A 17,891-nucleotide genomic window follows, 5' to 3' on the forward strand; every position below is an offset into this window, starting at 1 on the left:
CACCGAACAAGAATAAGAAATCCGTAATAAAATTTTACTTGGCTGTGATAGTGACCCAAAGAGGAGTTCGGTAGTGGATTCTTACCGGTAGTATCTGGCTGATATTGTGTAAGGTTTTATCAATATCTTTGGTCGAGAACACACCGGTAAGTTTGAGTGCTGCGGCACTGGCATCGACGTTGATGATGCCGCGTCGATAACGCCCTAATTCGTTGATGAAGGTTTTGAGCTGTGTCGCTTCCGCCATGATTTTATGTTCCAACCAAAGCATGTCTGAATCTTGGGTTTGATTTGGCTGCGATACTGTGCGGCGATCGAAGTGGGCAGTTTGCCCTGCTAAAAGATGCGGTTTCCCCATCCCTAGCATAGGTTGGATTTCGACTTCACCTTCGTAAACAGAGACCTGAGTGGTGTCTGCGTACTCGCGGATGCTGAATAGGGTATCGATAGGCAGTACCAAACCCTGTGAAGTCGAGACTGTTAACGGGCTACGATGATGCGTGTTAGTAATCATGACTTCGCCACGTTCAATGTGAATAGTCCGTTGATGATTGTTGAAATCAACGAACAATTTAGAATCGGTGTTGAGCGCCAATTCTGTGCCATCGAGCAGTCTCATTGAACGAATTTCGCCCGTTGCGGTAGAATACTCAGTGCCTGTTGGCGATGGTCTGTAAATCGCCATGCCTGAACCTAATGCGACGAACGAAAGCGCGCTTATGGATAAGAATTCGCGACGGCTGAGTCTTGGAGGTTTACGCGTTAAGACCTGCTTGCTGATTGTTCCTTTAGGAATGGCACAAAACTTACTTTGTAGAAGTTCTAGTTTTTGCCATGCCAAGGCGTTATTAGGGTGGGCAAGCCTCCAACACTCGAACGCGTCATGTTCTTGTTGCGTAGCATCATCAGCCCAAAGGCGCGCCATCCAAATTGACGCTTGCTCTATGGTTTCAGGGGGTAATTGCTGCATTTTAACCCTCGTTGAGCATGGCTAACATGCAACCTTGAAGGCCTTTAGCCACATATTTTTCAACAGACGATATTGATACTTCAAGTTCGAAAGCGATCTCTTTGTAGCTTTTGCCTTCGAGCTGTCTCATAAGCAGTGCTTGGCGAGCTTTGATTGGAAGTTTGTGGAGTAGCGTATCGATCTCAACAAGTGCTTCAACCACGATGGTGTGGTCTTCCGGAGAGCTGGCGACAAGTGATGGTTCTTGCTCAATGAGCTCTAAATAAGCACTTTCCACACGACGCTTTCGATAAAGGTCAATTACTAATCCTTTAGCGATATGAGTCAGGTACTTTCTTGAATCTTTGTATTCAGGCAGCTTACCTCTGGTTAACAAGCGGAGATAAGTATCTTGAACTAGATCCGCCGTAGTGTCAGGGCATCCTAAGCGTCGTTTAATAAACACCGATAACCAGCTGTGATGCTCTTGGTACATTTGGTCCACGCTGTGTGAGGTGTTGTTGCTCGCTACGGTCATTCCCTAATACTCCTTACCAATCTTAATGATAATTATTATCATTGGGGCGGTGAATATATCAGAAATTTTCTAATGTGCTACATGTTTTTTATAAATTGAGTAAATTTGAGAGTTCATTCAAATCTTTGATTTACTTGAATGATGTTTAAATAAAAAACCGGAGAAGATCTGTTTAAACGTAACGTTAATTGATGGGGCGGTTATAGATTATCCGATTAAGCTCTCTTTATAACCATTTGAATCAATTAACTAAAATGATGGTTAATATAAAAAGTAAAACCGTTAAAGTGCGTTTCTTTCTCGCGGTACAAGCCGATGAGAGATCGTGTTGCCATCGCATGATTGTGTTGATCTGTGGTGGAATTGGTATTTAAAATCTCTTGGCGTTCGCACTGTGCCGACCGAAATGTCGAACCATTAAGCCCGGCGTGGGGTACCTCTACTTACTCGTAATAGGGAACAGAGTCGAACTCTTAAAACTCGCACAATTTGGCGCCTTGGCAGAGTGGCTATGCAGCGGATTGCAAATCCGTGGACCTCGGTTCGACTCCGGGAGGCGCCTCCAAATTTAAAAAAGCCCGCTATTGAAGTAGCGGGCTTTTTCGATCTGACTGAATTAAATTATCTTTTAATTCATTCGTAGCTGCTCATAATGATCAGTTCTTTACCGTCGGACGTCAATGTTTTGTAGCCGTCACCTGAAACAGCTAACGCAGTCTTTATCAAGCTATTATAGTAGCCAGAGGCATCTGCACTGAAGCGTTCAGAACCGTCTGGGTTATAGATCCAAAAGTCTTTAGATGCGTAATACCCATCTATAATTCCGTGCACTTCATCATTCTCACCCATAGCGATGCCGTTCGGGTATGCATCGGCAGGGAGTGATTCGCGAACAGTCATTGTATCAATATCAATAGCAAGGAAGTTATATGGCCAGCCACTAGCTGCATAGACCGTAGAGCCGTCTTTGTTAACGGCGATGGCACGGCCATTTGATCCCGTACCATGAGCAACTTCCCCAATTGTTTTAATGTTTACCGTGTTACGGTAGTTGTTGTAGCTAATCTCATAACAAGCGAGAGTGTATGGTGATAACCCACTGTCAATACTACAGAAGCGATTACTGTATAGGCTTGCATCTACATACCCAGTGCCATAAGCATAAATAGAATCTTCCTCTGAAGTGAGCTCTTGACCTGTTTGCGGCTCATAAACTCTAGCGTGCGAGGAAAGTATTAAGGGCTTACCTGAAGGCTCAACAAGTGTAAACATATCTGCAAGTGTACTATGTCCCTGCCATACTTTAACGAGTGATTGATTTACTAAGTCGAACACGGCAATGTTATCGCCATCGATACCTGCATACAACCACAGGCCATCTTCACTTATCTGCATATGCCCGAACCGATGTGTACCACCTAGTTCTAGCCCTGCAATGTAATCAAGCGTATGGGTGTGATAAATACTTATTTCAGTTGACTCAACTTCACCGTGACTTGCATAGATATACGGTCTAACAGGGTCGGCAGCTAATTGGTAGAACTCGCCCATAATCGTGCTTCTTAATTCTGGGTCGCTGCTTCCGATCCAAAGAGCGACTTTAATGCTCTCACTGTTAACTATGTTGCTTTCTTCAGCACTAACTATTATTTCAGTCTCGTAAAGAGTGTCATTAGTTAGTCCATCTACGTTGGCACTGACCACAAGCTTATCTGAGGTAGTACCGAATGGTGTCACACTCAGCCACTTTGCAGAGGTAGTCGCAGTCCAAGCTGTATTAGGTAGGTTGTAGCTATCTAGAACGTCGATCTGTGCACTAAGCTTCTCTTTGGTTGGGAACTTTGTGAGAGAAACCCCTCTGTCAGGTATCAGTAGAGCATGCCTTGAGGCCAAGACATTGACGTTGATGGTTTCGGTTATTTGGTGCCCGAGGACATTGGTGCTTACTTCAATGGTTCTGTGGTTTTCTCCTTCTGCTAGGTTGAGCGGAGAGATCAAATGGACATCAACTTGTTGCGCTGAGCCTGACACTTCAGCTAGAGAACTGATATTAAAATCTTCAGGTAAAGTTAAGCTAACAGGGTAACTCTGCTCTCCAGTATTTAAACTGATCTCTAAGCTTTCTGACAGTGGTTGCCAACCATCGGTTATATCAAAACCGATATTAGAGTTACTGAATGAAAATTCTGGAAGCAAGAGTTCTACAGTAGCATTGATGTCAGTTTTAGTTCCATCAAACTCATTATTTAGACTTAATGTAGCATTGTGTTGACCTAAATCTAGTTGAGTCGCGTCAATCGATATAACGACAGTTGCGGGGCCATTACCTGACGTTTTGTTAAACTTCAACCAAGCTTGATCACTAGTCAAAGACCAATCGATGTTGGAACCGGAAATTAATAGCTGCTGAGTGATGGAGTTGAGTGAACCTAGCGTCGTATTAAGGTTTAACTCGGTAAGGTTTGATGACAATTTGTCGTGACGAGTTTCATCTAGAGGATATAGATCGAGACTGTCTTCAATTCCGTCGTTGTCATCGTCAGTATCGGCGTTATTACCAATATCATCATTATCAGTATCTATTTGCTCGTTCGGGTTTAATGGTAAGCCATCTTTATCGTCGGAAACACCGTCATTGTCATCATCGGGATCTTGGTTGTTTCCAATACCATCCCCGTCGGTGTCAACTGACTCTGTATTGTCATTTGGAAACTGGTCGAGGTTATCAGGTATGCCATCGTTATCTGTGTCAGGAGCTGTAAAGTCTGTTAATTCAAGTGTAACACCTTGCTCTATACGGCGAACTATACCGATGTTTTCAACAAACCAAAGCTCGACATTTGACGGGATGTTAAAGCTATAACCATCGATAGTCGCATTTATGTCTAGATCGTACTTCACATGCGTAGCTTCAAAAGTGCCAAAAGGTACGGTAACAGTCTCTGTGCCGACAACTGCACTGTTGCCATAGATCGTTACATCGCGCACACCGTATGTCGGGTTAATGTTTGCGGTACCAGAAGCAGAAAAATTCTTTTGAGCGGCAATGGCGTTGTTAGATAGAAGTTCAATTGGTTGATTGAAGCGAAAATCAACAGTGAAAGTACCGACACCATATACATTGACATAGGGAGAGTAAAACCCTGCCAAAGATATACTGTCTTCTTTGGTGATGAAGTACTCCTTGCCACCCGTCGGGTAATTAAGCACTTGAGCCGTAGCGCCTGCTACTTGTGTTGTCGTCGCATATGTCTGCTCGGTACTATTTGAGTAGTACCATTTAGTTTCACTTGATGTGGGCAACATACTGTTTGTTGATGATGGGGCTACTGCTGTATCACCACCTCCGCCACTACCGCCGCCACCACATGCAGCTAAGCCTAATGTACTGATCATGAGAAGCAAAAAGTGGAAGAGTTTTTTACAACTGAAACACCGTATAGCCAATGACGATGAATTAAATGTATTCAAAAGAAAATCTCCATTTTATCAATTTTTTATGATTCTATTTATTTCTTAAGTAGCTAAATCATTTTGAATCAATAAATTAGAGTGATAATTCAAAACAGGTTATGGTTGTTATGGTTCTTGTGAGGCTGGTCGCATATCGTGCAGGGTATATGCACCTAAAACATAGTATTGAAAATCTTGTAAACAGAGGCAGTATGACCAAAAACAAAAAAGCGAACCAAATGGTTCGCTTTTTGATTATTTAGAGTATACGAAATTAGTCTTCGTAGTTCTCGATGCTTGGGCAAGAACAGATTAGGTTACGGTCACCGTATACGTTGTCTACACGGTTTACAGTAGGCCAGTATTTCGCGTTCTTAGAAGCTTGAGATGGGAAGCAGCCTAGCTCGCGAGAGTATGGGCGGTCCCATGTTTCGCTTGATAAGTCCACTTGTGTATGTGGTGCATTCACTAATGGGTTGTTATCTAGTGGCCATTCCCCGTTCTTAACTGCTGTCATTTCGTTACGGATAGCGATCATTGCTTCACAGAAACGATCCAGCTCTTCAAGGTCTTCAGACTCAGTAGGCTCAACCATCAGCGTGCCAGCAACTGGGAAAGACATAGTAGGCGCGTGGAAACCGTAGTCCATTAGACGCTTAGCGATGTCTTCTTCACTAATACCTGTTTCTTCTTTAAGTGGACGAATATCAATAATACATTCGTGCGCAACGCGGCCGTTAGTACCACGGTAAAGAACAGGGTAGTGAGGACGCAGTTTTTCCATCACGTAGTTAGCGTTCAGGATTGCAACTTTAGTCGCTTCAGTCAGACCTGGTTCACCCATCATCGCGATGTAAGCCCAAGAGATAGGTAGGATAGAAGCACTACCTAGATCTGCTGCTGATACCGCGTAGTCAGAACCTTGCACGCCATTTTCGATGTGACCCGGTAGGAAAGGCGCTAGGTGAGATTTAACACCGATTGGACCCATACCTGGACCGCCACCACCGTGTGGGATACAGAATGTTTTGTGTAGGTTCAAGTGAGATACGTCAGAACCGATGAAGCCAGGTGAAGTTAGACCCACTTGAGCATTCATGTTTGCGCCGTCTAGGTAAACCTGACCGCCCGCTGCGTGTACTTGTTCACACACTTCTTTCACTTGCTCTTCGTATACGCCATGCGTAGAAGGATAAGTGATCATGATGCTTGATAGGTTGTCTTTGTGCTTCTCGATCTTAGCTGCTAGGTCAGTCATGTCGATGTTGCCATCTTCATCACACTTAACAACCACTACCTTCATAGAAACCATAGATGCCGTTGCAGGGTTAGTACCGTGCGCAGAGCTTGGGATTAGACAAACGTTACGGTGACCTTCACCGCGGCTTGCATGGTAACGTTGAATCGCGATTAGACCCGCGTACTCACCAGAAGCACCAGAGTTAGGCTGCAGAGAGAAATCGTCGTAGCCAGTGATTTCACATAGCTTCTCTTTCAGATCTTTTGCTAGTGCAGTGTAACCTGCCGCTTGCTCTAGAGGCGCGAATGGGTGAATTGAGCCAAACTCAGGCCATGTTACTGGAATCATCTCAGCAGCAGCGTTCAGCTTCATTGTACAGCTGCCCAGTGGGATCATGCCGTGCGTTAATGAGAAGTCTTTGTTCTCAAGCTGTTTTAGGTAACGCATCATCTGCGTTTCGCTGTGGTGCGTGTTGAATACTGGATGCGTTAGGTACTCAGATTCACGACGGCAGTTTTCTGGAATTGCAGCAAACTCATTAGCAGCAATGTCAGTAGAAAGTGCGTTGATGTCTTCTTTCACGTCGAAGATAGCGAATAAAGCGCTGATATCATCGATCGTAGTAGTTTCATCTAGGCTGATACCGATCTTACCAGGAAGTAGACGCAGGTTGATGTCTGCAGCTTGAGCACGTGCGTACAGTGCTTCGGTCTTCTCTTCAGAGTTGATTGTGATGGTATCGAAGAAGCTGTTGTTTGTTAGCTCGTAACCCGACTTAGTTAGACCAGCAGCTAGAATCGCTGTCATATGGTGAGTACGACGAGCAATAGTACGTAGGCCTTCTGCACCGTGGTAAACCGCGTAGAATGAAGCCATGTTTGCCAGAAGGGCTTGAGCAGTACAGATGTTTGATGTTGCTTTCTCGCGGCGAATGTGTTGCTCACGAGTTTGCATCGCCATACGTAGCGCTTGGTTGCCGTTGGTATCGATAGAAACACCGATCACACGGCCTGGCATTGTACGCTTGTGCTTATCACGCGTTGCCATGAATGCAGCGTGTGGACCGCCGTAACCCATAGGAACACCAAAGCGTTGTGCACTGCCGATTACTACGTCTGCGCCCATTTCGCCCGCAGGCTTAAGTAGAGCAGAAGCCAGTAGGTCAGTCGCTACTGTAACTAGGGTTTTGTTTGCTTGCGCTTTAGCAATAATGTCTGTTAGGTCGCGAACTTCACCAGTTGTACCTGGGTATTGTACAAGTGCACCAAATACGTCTTGTTCAGGAAGTGTTTCTAGCGCGCCAACCATAACTTCGAAGCCAATGTACTCAGCACGAGTTTTTACAACTTCTAGTGTTTGTGGGTGAACATCGTCAGCAACGAAGAACACTTTGCTCTTGCTCTTACCCGCACGCTTACACAGAGTCATAGCTTCGCCAGCCGCTGTCGCTTCATCAAGAAGAGACGCGTTCGCGATTTCCATGCCTGTTAGGTCCATGACCATTTGTTGGTAATTAAGCAGTGCTTCAAGGCGACCTTGAGAAATTTCTGGTTGGTAAGGCGTATAAGCTGTGTACCAGCCTGGGTTTTCCAAAACATTACGTAGAATAACGTTTGGCGTGAATGCGTTGTAGTAGCCTTGGCCAATGAAAGTGCGCTTAACTTGGTTTAGGCTAGCGATCTCTTTAAGCGAGCTCAGCATATCCATTTCGCTCAGTGGCGCAGCAAGCGTCATTGGTTTTTCTAGGCGAATTTGCGCAGGAACCGTTTCGTCGATCAATGTATCAAGGCTAGATGAGTTGATCGCGTCCAACATTTTTTGTTGGTCTGCTTTGTTTGGACCGTTGTGGCGTGCAACGAACTCGTTTTGAGTACCCAAATCTTTAAGTAATTGGCTTTGAAGTAATTCAGTCATGATATCGTTCTACTTTCTCTAGATAGGGACCGTGAGCAAGCCCCTAAAATTAAGCTGCTCCAAAGAGCAGCTTCATCGTATACGGGTTACCTAATTAATCTTCGTCGATTGAGTTTAGGTATTCTTCTGCATCTTTTAGGTTGTCTAGTTCAGACGCGTCAGCCATCTTCACTTTAACAATCCAACCACCTTCATAAGGTTCTTCGTTGATTAGCTCTGGGCTATCTTCTAATTCTTCGTTGATTTCAACGATTTCACCAGTGATAGGCGCGTAGATGTCAGATGCTGCTTTTACAGACTCTACAAGAGAGAAGCTTTCACCAGCTTCAATTTCGTCTTCTGTTTCTGGTAGGTCAACGAATACAACGTCACCTAGCATCTCTTGAGCGTGCTCAGAAATACCGATAGTTACAGTACCGTCACCGTTGTCTTTAACCCACTCGTGGCTGTCTGCAAACTTAAGTGTATTGTCCATTGCTTGTTCTCCAAAAATTTATGAGGTGTTAATTTAAAAAATAAAAAGTGTTCTATTAACGGTAAAGCGGGAAGCGTTTGCACAATTCTTTAACTTGCTTGCGTACGCGTTGCTCAACTTCAGCGTTACCTTCAGGGCTTTCTACAAGGCCATCTAGTACATCGCCGATCCACTCACCGATGAGTTTGAATTCTTCAGCACCAAAACCACGACTGGTTCCAGCAGGCGTTCCTAAACGAATACCAGAAGTAATCATAGGCTTCTCTGTATCGAATGGGATACCGTTTTTGTTACATGTGATCCCTGCACGCTCTAATGCTTCTTCAGTTACGTTACCTTTCAAACCTTTAGGGCGAAGGTCAACCAGCATTAGGTGTGTGTCTGTTCCGCCAGTCACAATGTCACAACCGCGAGTTTGCAATACTTCAGCAAGAACTTTTGCGTTGTTGATCACTGAATCGATATAAGTATTAAATTCTGGACCTAGAGCCTCACCAAACGCGACTGCTTTAGCAGCAATAACATGCATTAGTGGACCACCTTGAAGACCTGGGAATACCGCAGAGTTGATCTTCTTGTTGATGTCTTCGTGGTTCGTCAGAATCATACCGCCACGTGGGCCACGCAGTGTTTTGTGCGTAGTTGTTGTTACAACGTGAGCGTGAGGAAGTGGGCTAGGGTGTGCACCTGTCGCGATCAGACCAGCGATGTGTGCCATGTCGACCATCAGCAGCGCACCAACTTCGTCTGCAATTTCGCGGAACTTAGCAAAGTCGATAGTGCGTGGGATTGCGCTACCGCCAGCAATGATCATTTTTGGTTTGTGCTCAACAGCTAGTTCACGTACTGCATCGTAATCGATTTCTAGTGTGTCGCGGTTTACACCATATTGAACGGCGTTAAACCATTTACCAGAAAGAGCAGGGCGTGCGCCGTGAGTTAAGTGGCCGCCTGCATCAAGAGACATGCCTAGAATAGTGTCACCTGGCTGTAGAAGCGCCAGTTTTACAGCGCCGTTAGCTTGTGCGCCAGAGTGAGGTTGAACGTTAGCGTATTCACAGTTAAACAGTTTTTTAGCACGCTCAATCGCGATCGCTTCTACTGTATCTACGTGTTCACAACCGCCGTAGTAGCGACGACCAGGGTAACCTTCAGCGTATTTGTTAGTTAGGCAAGTGCCTTGTGCTTGCATAACTGCTTTAGAAACGATGTTCTCAGAAGCAATTAGTTCGATCTGTTCGTTTTGACGTGCGTTTTCTGCCTGGATTCCAGCGAATACTGCGTCGTCAGTTGCCGATAGGTTAGTAGAGAAAAAACTGTCTAAGCTATGGTTTTGGTATGCGTTGTTCATTGTCGAGACCTTTCAATTAACTAATGGATATTGTTTTTATGTGTCCATTAGGTCTTGCGTTGGTTTCTGCATTGTAATCGTTTGCGTCAATATGGAACAAAAGCCTTAAATATTGATTGCAAGCGACCAAACGTAGGGTCAATGCAGTGCGAAATTGGTTCCCCTAAAAGTGGGGTAAAAACAGCTGCTTTAAATGTTAAATCTGTCATTTAGTGCAAGCTGAAGTAGCATCTCTTCATCTAACAAGTCGATAACATAACGCCGTTAAATTCAATTTTCAATAAAAATTTCCAATAGGAAACAGATTTTCTTGTTTTGCTACTGGGAGCACGCTTTATTTTCTTGCGTGGTCTTTAATCAACAAAGCGCTTCGTGCAACAATGAATTCTATAGACAGGATGCAGAAATAATACGAGGGACCTATGTCAGAAGACATTTATGATGAGTACCCATCTTTGACTTTGGCAAAAGAGACGCCAGATCAGAATATTGAGCCATTAAGACTAGGGCAGCGCATAAAAGATATCCGCAGTAAGTTGGGTATTACATTAGAAGAAGCGAGTCAGAGAACCGGCCTTGCGCGCTCTACGCTCAGCAAGATCGAAAATGAGCAGATATCTCCGACCTTCCAAGCGATGCAAAAGCTAGCGATGGGCTTACAAATAGATATGCCGCAACTCTTTGAGCCACCAAGAAAAAAAGTTGCTACAGGCCGTCGTGATTTAACTAAGGCAGGGCAGGGTAAACCCCACCCAACTCCTACTTATGAACATGAGCTTCTGGCAACGGAATTATCGAATAAAAAGATGATGCCGTTCAAGAGCCGAGTAAGAGCAAGAGCCTTTGAAGAATATAACGACTGGGTACGTCATGATGGTGAAGAGTTCCTGATGGTGATCTCAGGCGACATCATGTTCTATTCAGAATTCTATGAGCCTATTCCAATGAGTGAAGGAGACAGCATGTACTATGATGCAAATATGGGTCACATGCTTATCTCTACCAGTACAGAAGATGCGTTGATTCTGTGGGTGACTGCAAAATAAATGTAAAGTTTTTAAATTTCTTATAGTGAAAGCAAACGTTTGCTTTTGTTGTAAACGTCTTTTAATTAGCGTGATATAGATGGTAAAAGCATCAATATCACGCTTTTTTGTGTCTGTCATATTTGTTTTAAAATTGTTAAATGTCACATTTTGGACTGTTTTGATCTTGTTAAGGGTGTAAAACTGATTCAGGCTTGTTTACTATAGTGAACACGGTTTACTCATGTTGATTGATGTTTACTGAAGTGAATTCTTGGAAGGTGACCTAATGTGTCCATTTCACTATTTTTTGGTTTTCTATAATAGAGCACTCTTCTTATATAGAAAGACAAGCGATAGAGGCCATATCGCCACCTCCTTCTTTCTTACTGTTCTCATCTTTACTACTAGATAGAGAGCTACTCTACAAAGAGATAAAAGCGGCAGCGTCGATGTTGGATACCTGCAACGCTTCATGGAGAATAAAATGACTCAAGAACAAGCAACTCAAGACCTGTTAAAAACACCTCTGCATGCACTGCACGTAGAAGTTGGTGCAAAGATGGTTCCTTTCGCTGGCTACGATATGCCAGTTCAATACCCACTAGGCGTTAAGAAAGAGCACTTACACACACGTGACGCAGCAGGTCTTTTTGATGTTTCTCACATGGGCCAATTGCGTCTTCACGGTGAAAATGCAGCAGCGGCTCTAGAAACTCTAGTTCCAGTAGACATCATCGACCTACCTTCTGGTAAGCAACGTTACGCGTTCTTTACTAATGAGCAGGGCGGTATCATGGATGACCTTATGGTAGCCAACCTAGGTGACCACCTGTTCGTTGTTGTAAACGCCGCTTGTAAAACTCAAGATATTGACCACCTAACAGCACACCTTCCAAGTGATGTAGAGCTTGAAGTGATCGACGATCGAGCTCTACTTGCTCTACAAGGCCCTAAAGCATCAGAGGTACTTGCTCGTTTCCAACCAAGCGTAGCGGACATGCTGTTCATGGACGTACAAAAAGTAGATATCGACGGTGTTGAGTGCATCGTAAGCCGCAGTGGTTACACGGGTGAAGATGGCTACGAAATCTCCGTACCAAATGACCACGCTGATGCGCTAGCTCGCAAACTGACAGCAGAAGCGGAAGTGGAGTGGATTGGTCTTGGCGCACGTGACTCGCTACGCCTAGAGTGTGGTCTGTGTCTATACGGTCACGATCTAGATACAACAACGACACCGGTAGAAGCAAGCCTACTATGGGGTATCCAGAAAGTTCGTCGCACAGACGGTGAGCGTGCTGGTGGTTTCCCAGGTGCAGACATCATTCTAGAGCAGATAGCAACCAAAGACGTTCAACGTAAGCGCGTTGGCCTTGTTGGTCAAACCAAAGCACCAGTGCGTGAAGGCGCAGAGCTGTTTGACGCTGAAGGAAACAAAATCGGTGTGGTAACAAGTGGTACTGCTGGCCCGAACGCCGGTAAGCCTGTTTCAATGGCTTATGTACGCACAGATCTTGCCGCAATTGGTACAGAGGTCTTTGCTGAAGTACGTGGTAAGAAGCTGGCAATGACAGTAGAGAAAATGCCATTTGTACCTCAACGCTACTACCGTGGCTAATCGTTAATATTTTTTAACCGATTGTTTTTCGCATTCCCCTTATTAGCCACTATTCATATGGTGGATGGTAAGGGGGTTTGCTTTTCTATAACTTATTGATCATCTTGGGGATGCATCACATTTGATCCATTGATTACTTAATATTTCATCATTTAAGCCGCTATACTGAAGATTAGTCAATAAGAGTATCCTGAAGGTGTAGGAGAGTGGTCATGAAAAGCACACTATCGAAGAAGTGGATGTGGGTAGGAGCACTTCCTTTGATTGGAAGTTTTGCAGTGTGCGCTGATACAGTCACAGCAACAGAATCAAATGTAGATATCTCTCCCTTTATCGTAAATGGCACCAATGCCTCGACTTCAGATTTCCCATCAATCGCCAGTCTGTTCATAGACAGTTTTGAATATGATGGCGTCTACTATACTGACCCGTATTGCGGCGCAACAATTCTCGATCCTCAACATATACTGACCGCTGCGCATTGTATTTATGGTAACGAAAGAGCGCAATTGTTTACTGTAGTGGTGCCACAGTTAGAAGATGTTGATGACTATCCGGCTGGAAATATTCAGCGTTACCGCATATCTGAAGTTTATTATCGTAATGATTATAATAATGATATCAAGAGCCTATTAGCGAATGATGTAGCGATTCTGAAGCTAAGTGAGGATATGAGTGTTAACTCCAATATTGAAGCTGTGATTTTACCCAAAGACAAAGACTGGGATGAAAATGACTACCGACTTCTATACCCGGGTAGCTTTGTAGCCGTGGGTCATGGTGATACTCAATCAGGTTTCGATGCGACGACTAGTTTGCAAAAAGTAGCTCTTGATTTAATTACGAATACTGAGTGTGTAAAGATATTTGGTGAAGAATTAACTCAAAGTCAGATTTGTTTCGATGGAAAAACTAGCGATTCAAACAGCCTGAATGGAGGAACCTGTCAAGGGGATTCTGGTGGGCCTATTTATTGGAATGATGGTAGCGACTATGTACAAGTCGGAATTACTAGTTTTGGCCCAATTCAATGTGGTGATCCAACCGTAGGAGCGACTTCAGTATTTACTGAGGTCAACGATTTCAATGCTTGGATTACCAGCGTGCTCGATGGTAATGAAACCCCAAAAGCAACATCTACCAATTTAAAACGCACCGCTTACTTAAATCAACATGGCAGTATTCAAACTGTCAGCAGTACCAGTGAAAGTAGTGGTGGTGCGTTGTCGACATTATTGTTGGGAGCTCTTCTTGCACTGGGTTTAAGAAGAACTCGCACTATTAGAGCTCTACAAGGTTCTCGACGCTAACCCTGCCAATAACTCGTCAATTTCTGAGATCGCTTTATTTATGTGTAGCACACCTAATTGAGCGATCTTTTTCTCTTCTGATGTCAATGAATTAAAGCCTTTGTCTACATCTTCTTTACTCAAGCTGTGACTATGAAGTAATAACTCCTTGTATGTAAGCAGCCTAAATTGAACTTTGACGATCTCGGCGGCTGGGTTTGATGTTTCTAGCAACTGTTGGATACAGGGAAATATAATTTTAAAGCGACTTGCAATGTTTCTTTTTGCATCGCTAGTGTTTGCATTTTGCAATTTATTTCTTCTTCCCACGAATGGTTTAAGTTTGTTTATTTATTGCGCTAAATTTATAAAGTAACACAAGTTAATTGAAATATAACGTTTTTTAGGCGGTGCATCATATGCTACTGGGCGTTTATGTAAATAGTTTATGCCCAATTTGGTCTGCTTTTTGCTGAAAATAGGACATAAGTGTCTTTTAGGAGGTGGCTTATGACCAATGAACCTATTGTGTTGGCAATTATTGAACGCAGAAAACGAGCCAACTTTTCACAAGAAAAACTCGCGTCGATGGCTGGGATGAGCTTGAAAACGTACCAGAGAATCGAAAGGGGCGAGGCTGATATTAAGATGTCGCAGTATCGCTCTCTAACACGGTCACTAGCGATAACGGACTTAGAGGTCGTTATGGATACTTTAGAAGCGGGTCAAATAGCGGTTGAAGACGTTGCGGCTGTTTCGAGGCTACTAACTGACGAGCAGAGGAGGCTCTTGATCAAGTTGATCTTGTCGCTAGCTAGAGCGAATTAGATAGATGAGTTGAGATAGCGCCTGGGAAACGCATATCACTTTAATCCACTCTGCCTCGCAGTTGTTTAGTGTTACTGCGCTGTTTTTTCTTTTCTAAGCGCCGCTTCTGAGATGCTTTTGTCGGCTTGGTTGCACGTCTTACCTTCGTTACTTTTGTTGCCTCAAGAATTAACGCTTTTAGCCTATTGAGCGCATCTTCTTTATTCTGCTCTTGTGTTCTGAATTGTTGCGCTTTAATCACAATGACGCCATCAGCAGTAATGCGACTGTCTTTTAAAGCCAGTAACCTCTCTTTATAAAAATCAGGCAGCGTAGAGTGTTTTATGTCGAAACGAAGGTGAATCGCACTGGATACCTTGTTTACATTTTGCCCGCCCGCACCTTGAGCACGAATTGCGGTCAGTTGAATCTCCCAAGTTTGAATAGAGACGTTATTCGATATTTGCAGCATAATCATTGATAAACATAAAAAATGTTGGCTCATGATACTCGTAATTGGTTATGGTATCAGTAGTTTTATTTAGAGTGGCAAAGCAATGACGATTGATCTAACGAAGTACGATGGCTTAATTTTCGATATGGATGGTACTCTCATTGATACCATGCCTGCACATATCAAAGCATGGGAGCAGACAGCCAAACATTTTGGGTTCAAGTTTGAAGCTTCTTGGCTACATAGCCTTGGTGGAATGCCGAGCTATAAAATTGCGGGTGAAGTGAATGCAAAGTACGGTTTGAGCCTAGATCCAAAAGCCGTATCTGCGTTTAAGATGGATGCGTTTGCCAATATTGAAGATAAAGGTAATGTTATCTCTTGCACACACGACTTGTTGTTAGAGCATTATGGAGAAAAGCGATTAGCGGTAGGAACGGGTAGCCAACGCAAGAGTGCAGAAAACTTGCTTACAGCGACAAGTATTTTGCCCAAGTTAGATAGCCTAGTTACAGCAACCGATGTTGAACGTCACAAGCCTAACCCCGACACGTTTTTGGATGCCTGCAAAGGAATGGGGCTCTCTCCGGAACAGTGCGTAGTATTTGAAGATACAGATTTGGGTAAACAGGCGGCACACGCGGCTAATATGGACTGCATTATGGTCGTGGAAGGTAAGCAACTGATGTTCTACCCAAGACCTCAGTAACAACTTACAGACTTCATTACTGAACGGTACTTATCACGACATTAATATTCTGAAGTGGATGATAAAAAAATGGCTCCTATTTGTCTCTAATTCGTAGAGGCGGTTAGGAGCCATTTGTTTCTTTTGGTTTGTACGTTAAGCGATTTGTTCCATCTCGCTATCTAGAAATAGGCAGATGTTGTTTCGTCCATTTGCTTTTGCTTCGTATAAGGCAAGGTCTGCGCATTTGTAGCTGAGTTTTGAGTCATGAGTCACGTTGGTCACGCCACCACTGACGGTCACTTGATCATCGAGCTCAAGCGATATGGCTACCCTCAATCGATTCAACACACAGTAAGCTTCATTTGGTTTAGTATGGGGCAGCACTATGCCAAACTCTTCACCGCCAATACGAGCCACAAAATCGGTTTCGCGACACTCTCTTTGTAATACGCCTGCGACGACTTGAATCACTTTATCGCCATAATCGTGTCCAAATTTGTCATTGATGCGTTTGAAGTGGTCGATGTCAACAATCGCTAAGCATGACTGTTCAAATTCAGGGTAACGAGCAACACGATTACATTCATCACGCAGCTCTTCATCAAACTTACGACGATTCCAACATCCAGCAAGTGCGTCTTTTTCACTTAGGTTACGCAGTTTGTTCTCAAGCTCTTTGCGCTTACTGATATCAACAAACGAGGCAACGTAGAACTGAATAACATTGTTTGAGTCTTTGATCGTCTGAATTCTTAGAATTTCGGTAATCAGAGAGCCATCTTTGCGTCGGTTGATGACTTCGCCTTCCCACATTCCACGTTCGTTGATGATCGCCCACATGCGCATGTAGAACTCTTGGTTATTCTTTCCAGAAGCGAACATAGACGGCTGTTTGCCTTTCACCTCTTCAAGCGTGTAGCCACTCATTCGAGTAAATTCACGATTGACTTTAATAATTCGATTGTTTCGATCCGTGATAACTAACGCAGACATGCCATTCATTGCGGCTTTTGCGAGTTGGCTTTCGATGCTGTTCTTCTTGTGGTTGATATTCCAAGCGACGAAAACTCCAGACACAATTGAAATCAATATCGAGAGTGTTGCTATCTGGATGATGATCGCTGTGTACTCTTGTTGGTACTGCGCACTGATTTCTTTATTATCTACGTGCAATACCATATGAACAGGCCCTTTTAACTGTTCGATGTTAGGGCTTATATCCGCATAGAAATACCAATCTTTGCCATCAAAGTAACTGCCACTTCTCTGCGTTGAAATTTCTTGCCATAGCTTTGGATGAGTGATGGCATAGGTTTTGTCAGCTCGATCTTCAATAAGGTGGCCGAAGGCTCGTTCTGGCTCTGGGGACATCAATATATGACCCGAACCATTAATCAAGGTAGGCTGTGCAAGTGATGAACCAAAGGTGTAGTGCAGGCGATCGTATATCTCTACCATATTGAGGTTTACGATGAAGTAGCCAACAATGCTGTCTTCTATCGCGACTGGCGTCATGATTCGTAGGGCTGGGAGTAAAGGGTTAACAGGTTGACCGTTTTCATATTCTAGGTCGATACCAAACGAAGCAATCTCACCAATTTTCAGCTGTTGCAGTGTGGTGAAGTAGTCACGAGATGACTTGTTTTGAAGTTGACTTTCAGGGACAACGCTAGCTATACCATCTTTATAGTTGATGCGTATTGTCTCGTTACCTTTTAAGTCGAGATAACGAAGTTGCGAGTAGTACTTTTGACCGTTCGCCAACATTAGCCATAAATCTTGTAGTGAATCAATATTATCAGCTGAGGGAAATTGGACAGCGCGTTTAAGAGTCGTTGATTCAGCGATGGTTGGAATGGTGTTAGACACTTCACGTATGATCAACCCCAGCTCGTGAAAACTGTACTCGATTTGATTTTGGCTGGCCTGTTTTATATTTGTATCATATTGCGCTGCTATACGGTCGAACTCGGAGCTAATGTATAGAGCAGGAACTATTCCTAGGGCTAGGACAGTACAGAGAAATTGGCCTGAGAGTTTTTTTATACTTGCTTTCATTACATTCCCCAAAGAATCAGCGCAAT

General features: G+C 43.8%; 13 protein-coding genes and 1 tRNA gene. 6 read left to right on the forward strand and 8 right to left on the reverse strand.

Annotated elements, in window-relative coordinates; all coding sequences use genetic code 11:
- Positions 1-34: 34 nt before the first annotated feature.
- Positions 35-970: a FecR domain-containing protein gene (locus OCV50_RS19170; RefSeq protein ID WP_261904280.1), complete on the reverse strand. Its 936-nt coding sequence runs from the start codon at positions 968-970 to the stop codon at positions 35-37.
- A gap of 1 nt (position 971) precedes the next feature.
- The gene (locus OCV50_RS19175; protein ID WP_261904281.1) at positions 972-1,487 is read right to left on the reverse strand and encodes a sigma-70 family RNA polymerase sigma factor; all 516 of its coding nucleotides are present in this window, start codon (positions 1,485-1,487) and stop codon (positions 972-974) included.
- A gap of 491 nt (positions 1,488-1,978) precedes the next feature.
- On the opposite strand from OCV50_RS19175, the gene OCV50_RS19180 reads away from it, so the two are divergent.
- Positions 1,979-2,052: transfer RNA gene (locus OCV50_RS19180), tRNA-Cys, on the forward strand.
- Positions 2,053-2,120: 68 nt separating this feature from the next.
- Here the strand turns inward: OCV50_RS19180 and OCV50_RS19185 are convergent.
- The 4 genes from OCV50_RS19185 to OCV50_RS19200 form a co-directional block, all read right to left on the reverse strand.
- Positions 2,121-4,883, reverse strand: coding sequence for a TapB family protein (locus OCV50_RS19185; protein WP_261904282.1), 2,763 nt, complete (start codon positions 4,881-4,883; stop codon positions 2,121-2,123).
- Between the two features lie 331 nt (positions 4,884-5,214).
- The gene (gcvP, locus tag OCV50_RS19190; RefSeq protein ID WP_261904283.1) at positions 5,215-8,094 is read right to left on the reverse strand and encodes an aminomethyl-transferring glycine dehydrogenase; all 2,880 of its coding nucleotides are present in this window, start codon (positions 8,092-8,094) and stop codon (positions 5,215-5,217) included.
- A 94-nt stretch (positions 8,095-8,188) separates the two neighbouring features.
- Positions 8,189-8,569 carry a glycine cleavage system protein GcvH gene (gene gcvH / locus OCV50_RS19195; RefSeq protein ID WP_239839938.1) on the reverse strand — a complete coding sequence of 127 codons (381 nt, stop codon included), beginning with the start codon at positions 8,567-8,569 and terminating at the stop codon, positions 8,189-8,191.
- Positions 8,570-8,624: 55 nt separating this feature from the next.
- Positions 8,625-9,920: a serine hydroxymethyltransferase gene (locus OCV50_RS19200; protein WP_239839939.1), complete on the reverse strand. Its 1,296-nt coding sequence runs from the start codon at positions 9,918-9,920 to the stop codon at positions 8,625-8,627.
- Between the two features lie 422 nt (positions 9,921-10,342).
- On the opposite strand from OCV50_RS19200, the gene OCV50_RS19205 reads away from it, so the two are divergent.
- The 4 genes from OCV50_RS19205 to OCV50_RS19220 all read left to right on the forward strand — a co-directional run bounded on the left by OCV50_RS19205 (position 10,343) and on the right by OCV50_RS19220 (position 14,683).
- Positions 10,343-10,966 (forward strand): helix-turn-helix domain-containing protein, encoded by a 624-nt coding sequence (locus OCV50_RS19205; protein WP_032552608.1) that lies wholly within the window; start codon positions 10,343-10,345, stop codon positions 10,964-10,966.
- A 466-nt stretch (positions 10,967-11,432) separates the two neighbouring features.
- Positions 11,433-12,566: a glycine cleavage system aminomethyltransferase GcvT gene (gcvT, locus tag OCV50_RS19210; protein ID WP_261904284.1), complete on the forward strand. Its 1,134-nt coding sequence runs from the start codon at positions 11,433-11,435 to the stop codon at positions 12,564-12,566.
- Positions 12,567-12,778: 212 nt separating this feature from the next.
- A complete protein-coding gene (locus OCV50_RS19215; protein WP_261904285.1) occupies positions 12,779-13,876 on the forward strand; it encodes a S1 family peptidase in 1,098 nt (365 codons plus the stop codon).
- 489 nt (positions 13,877-14,365) lie between these two features.
- Entirely contained in the window at positions 14,366-14,683 is a 318-nt protein-coding gene (locus OCV50_RS19220; protein ID WP_261904286.1) for a helix-turn-helix transcriptional regulator, read from the forward strand.
- Positions 14,684-14,723: 40 nt separating this feature from the next.
- On the opposite strand, the gene arfB is transcribed toward OCV50_RS19220, so the two are convergent.
- Positions 14,724-15,134 carry an alternative ribosome rescue aminoacyl-tRNA hydrolase ArfB gene (gene arfB, locus OCV50_RS19225; RefSeq protein WP_261905238.1) on the reverse strand — a complete coding sequence of 137 codons (411 nt, stop codon included), beginning with the start codon at positions 15,132-15,134 and terminating at the stop codon, positions 14,724-14,726.
- Positions 15,135-15,219: 85 nt separating this feature from the next.
- Here arfB and OCV50_RS19230 point away from each other — a divergent pair, with 85 nt between their 5' ends.
- Positions 15,220-15,825: a beta-phosphoglucomutase family hydrolase gene (locus OCV50_RS19230; protein ID WP_261904287.1), complete on the forward strand. Its 606-nt coding sequence runs from the start codon at positions 15,220-15,222 to the stop codon at positions 15,823-15,825.
- Between the two features lie 135 nt (positions 15,826-15,960).
- On the opposite strand, the gene OCV50_RS19235 is transcribed toward OCV50_RS19230, so the two are convergent.
- On the reverse strand, positions 15,961-17,865 hold the full coding sequence (locus OCV50_RS19235) for a sensor domain-containing diguanylate cyclase (RefSeq protein WP_261904288.1): 1,905 nt from the start codon (positions 17,863-17,865) through the stop codon (positions 15,961-15,963).
- Between the last annotated feature and the right edge of the window lie 26 nt (positions 17,866-17,891).

The sequence above is a fragment of the Vibrio fortis genome (genome assembly GCF_024347475.1).
Taxonomy (GTDB): domain Bacteria; phylum Pseudomonadota; class Gammaproteobacteria; order Enterobacterales; family Vibrionaceae; genus Vibrio; species Vibrio fortis.

Coding starts and splice junctions, on each gene's coding strand:
- OCV50_RS19200 (WP_239839939.1), bottom strand. CDS start 9,920: ATGAACAACGCATACCAAAACCATAGCTTAGACAGTTTTTTCTCTACT.
- OCV50_RS19215 (WP_261904285.1), top strand. CDS start 12,779: ATGAAAAGCACACTATCGAAGAAGTGGATGTGGGTAGGAGCACTTCCT.
- gcvT (WP_261904284.1), top strand. CDS start 11,433: ATGACTCAAGAACAAGCAACTCAAGACCTGTTAAAAACACCTCTGCAT.
- gcvP (WP_261904283.1), bottom strand. CDS start 8,094: ATGACTGAATTACTTCAAAGCCAATTACTTAAAGATTTGGGTACTCAA.
- OCV50_RS19230 (WP_261904287.1), top strand. CDS start 15,220: ATGACGATTGATCTAACGAAGTACGATGGCTTAATTTTCGATATGGAT.
- OCV50_RS19235 (WP_261904288.1), bottom strand. CDS start 17,865: ATGAAAGCAAGTATAAAAAAACTCTCAGGCCAATTTCTCTGTACTGTC.
- OCV50_RS19175 (WP_261904281.1), bottom strand. CDS start 1,487: ATGACCGTAGCGAGCAACAACACCTCACACAGCGTGGACCAAATGTAC.
- gcvH (WP_239839938.1), bottom strand. CDS start 8,569: ATGGACAATACACTTAAGTTTGCAGACAGCCACGAGTGGGTTAAAGAC.
- arfB (WP_261905238.1), bottom strand. CDS start 15,134: ATGCTGCAAATATCGAATAACGTCTCTATTCAAACTTGGGAGATTCAA.
- OCV50_RS19205 (WP_032552608.1), top strand. CDS start 10,343: ATGTCAGAAGACATTTATGATGAGTACCCATCTTTGACTTTGGCAAAA.
- OCV50_RS19220 (WP_261904286.1), top strand. CDS start 14,366: ATGACCAATGAACCTATTGTGTTGGCAATTATTGAACGCAGAAAACGA.
- OCV50_RS19185 (WP_261904282.1), bottom strand. CDS start 4,883: ATGATCAGTACATTAGGCTTAGCTGCATGTGGTGGCGGCGGTAGTGGC.
- OCV50_RS19170 (WP_261904280.1), bottom strand. CDS start 970: ATGCAGCAATTACCCCCTGAAACCATAGAGCAAGCGTCAATTTGGATG.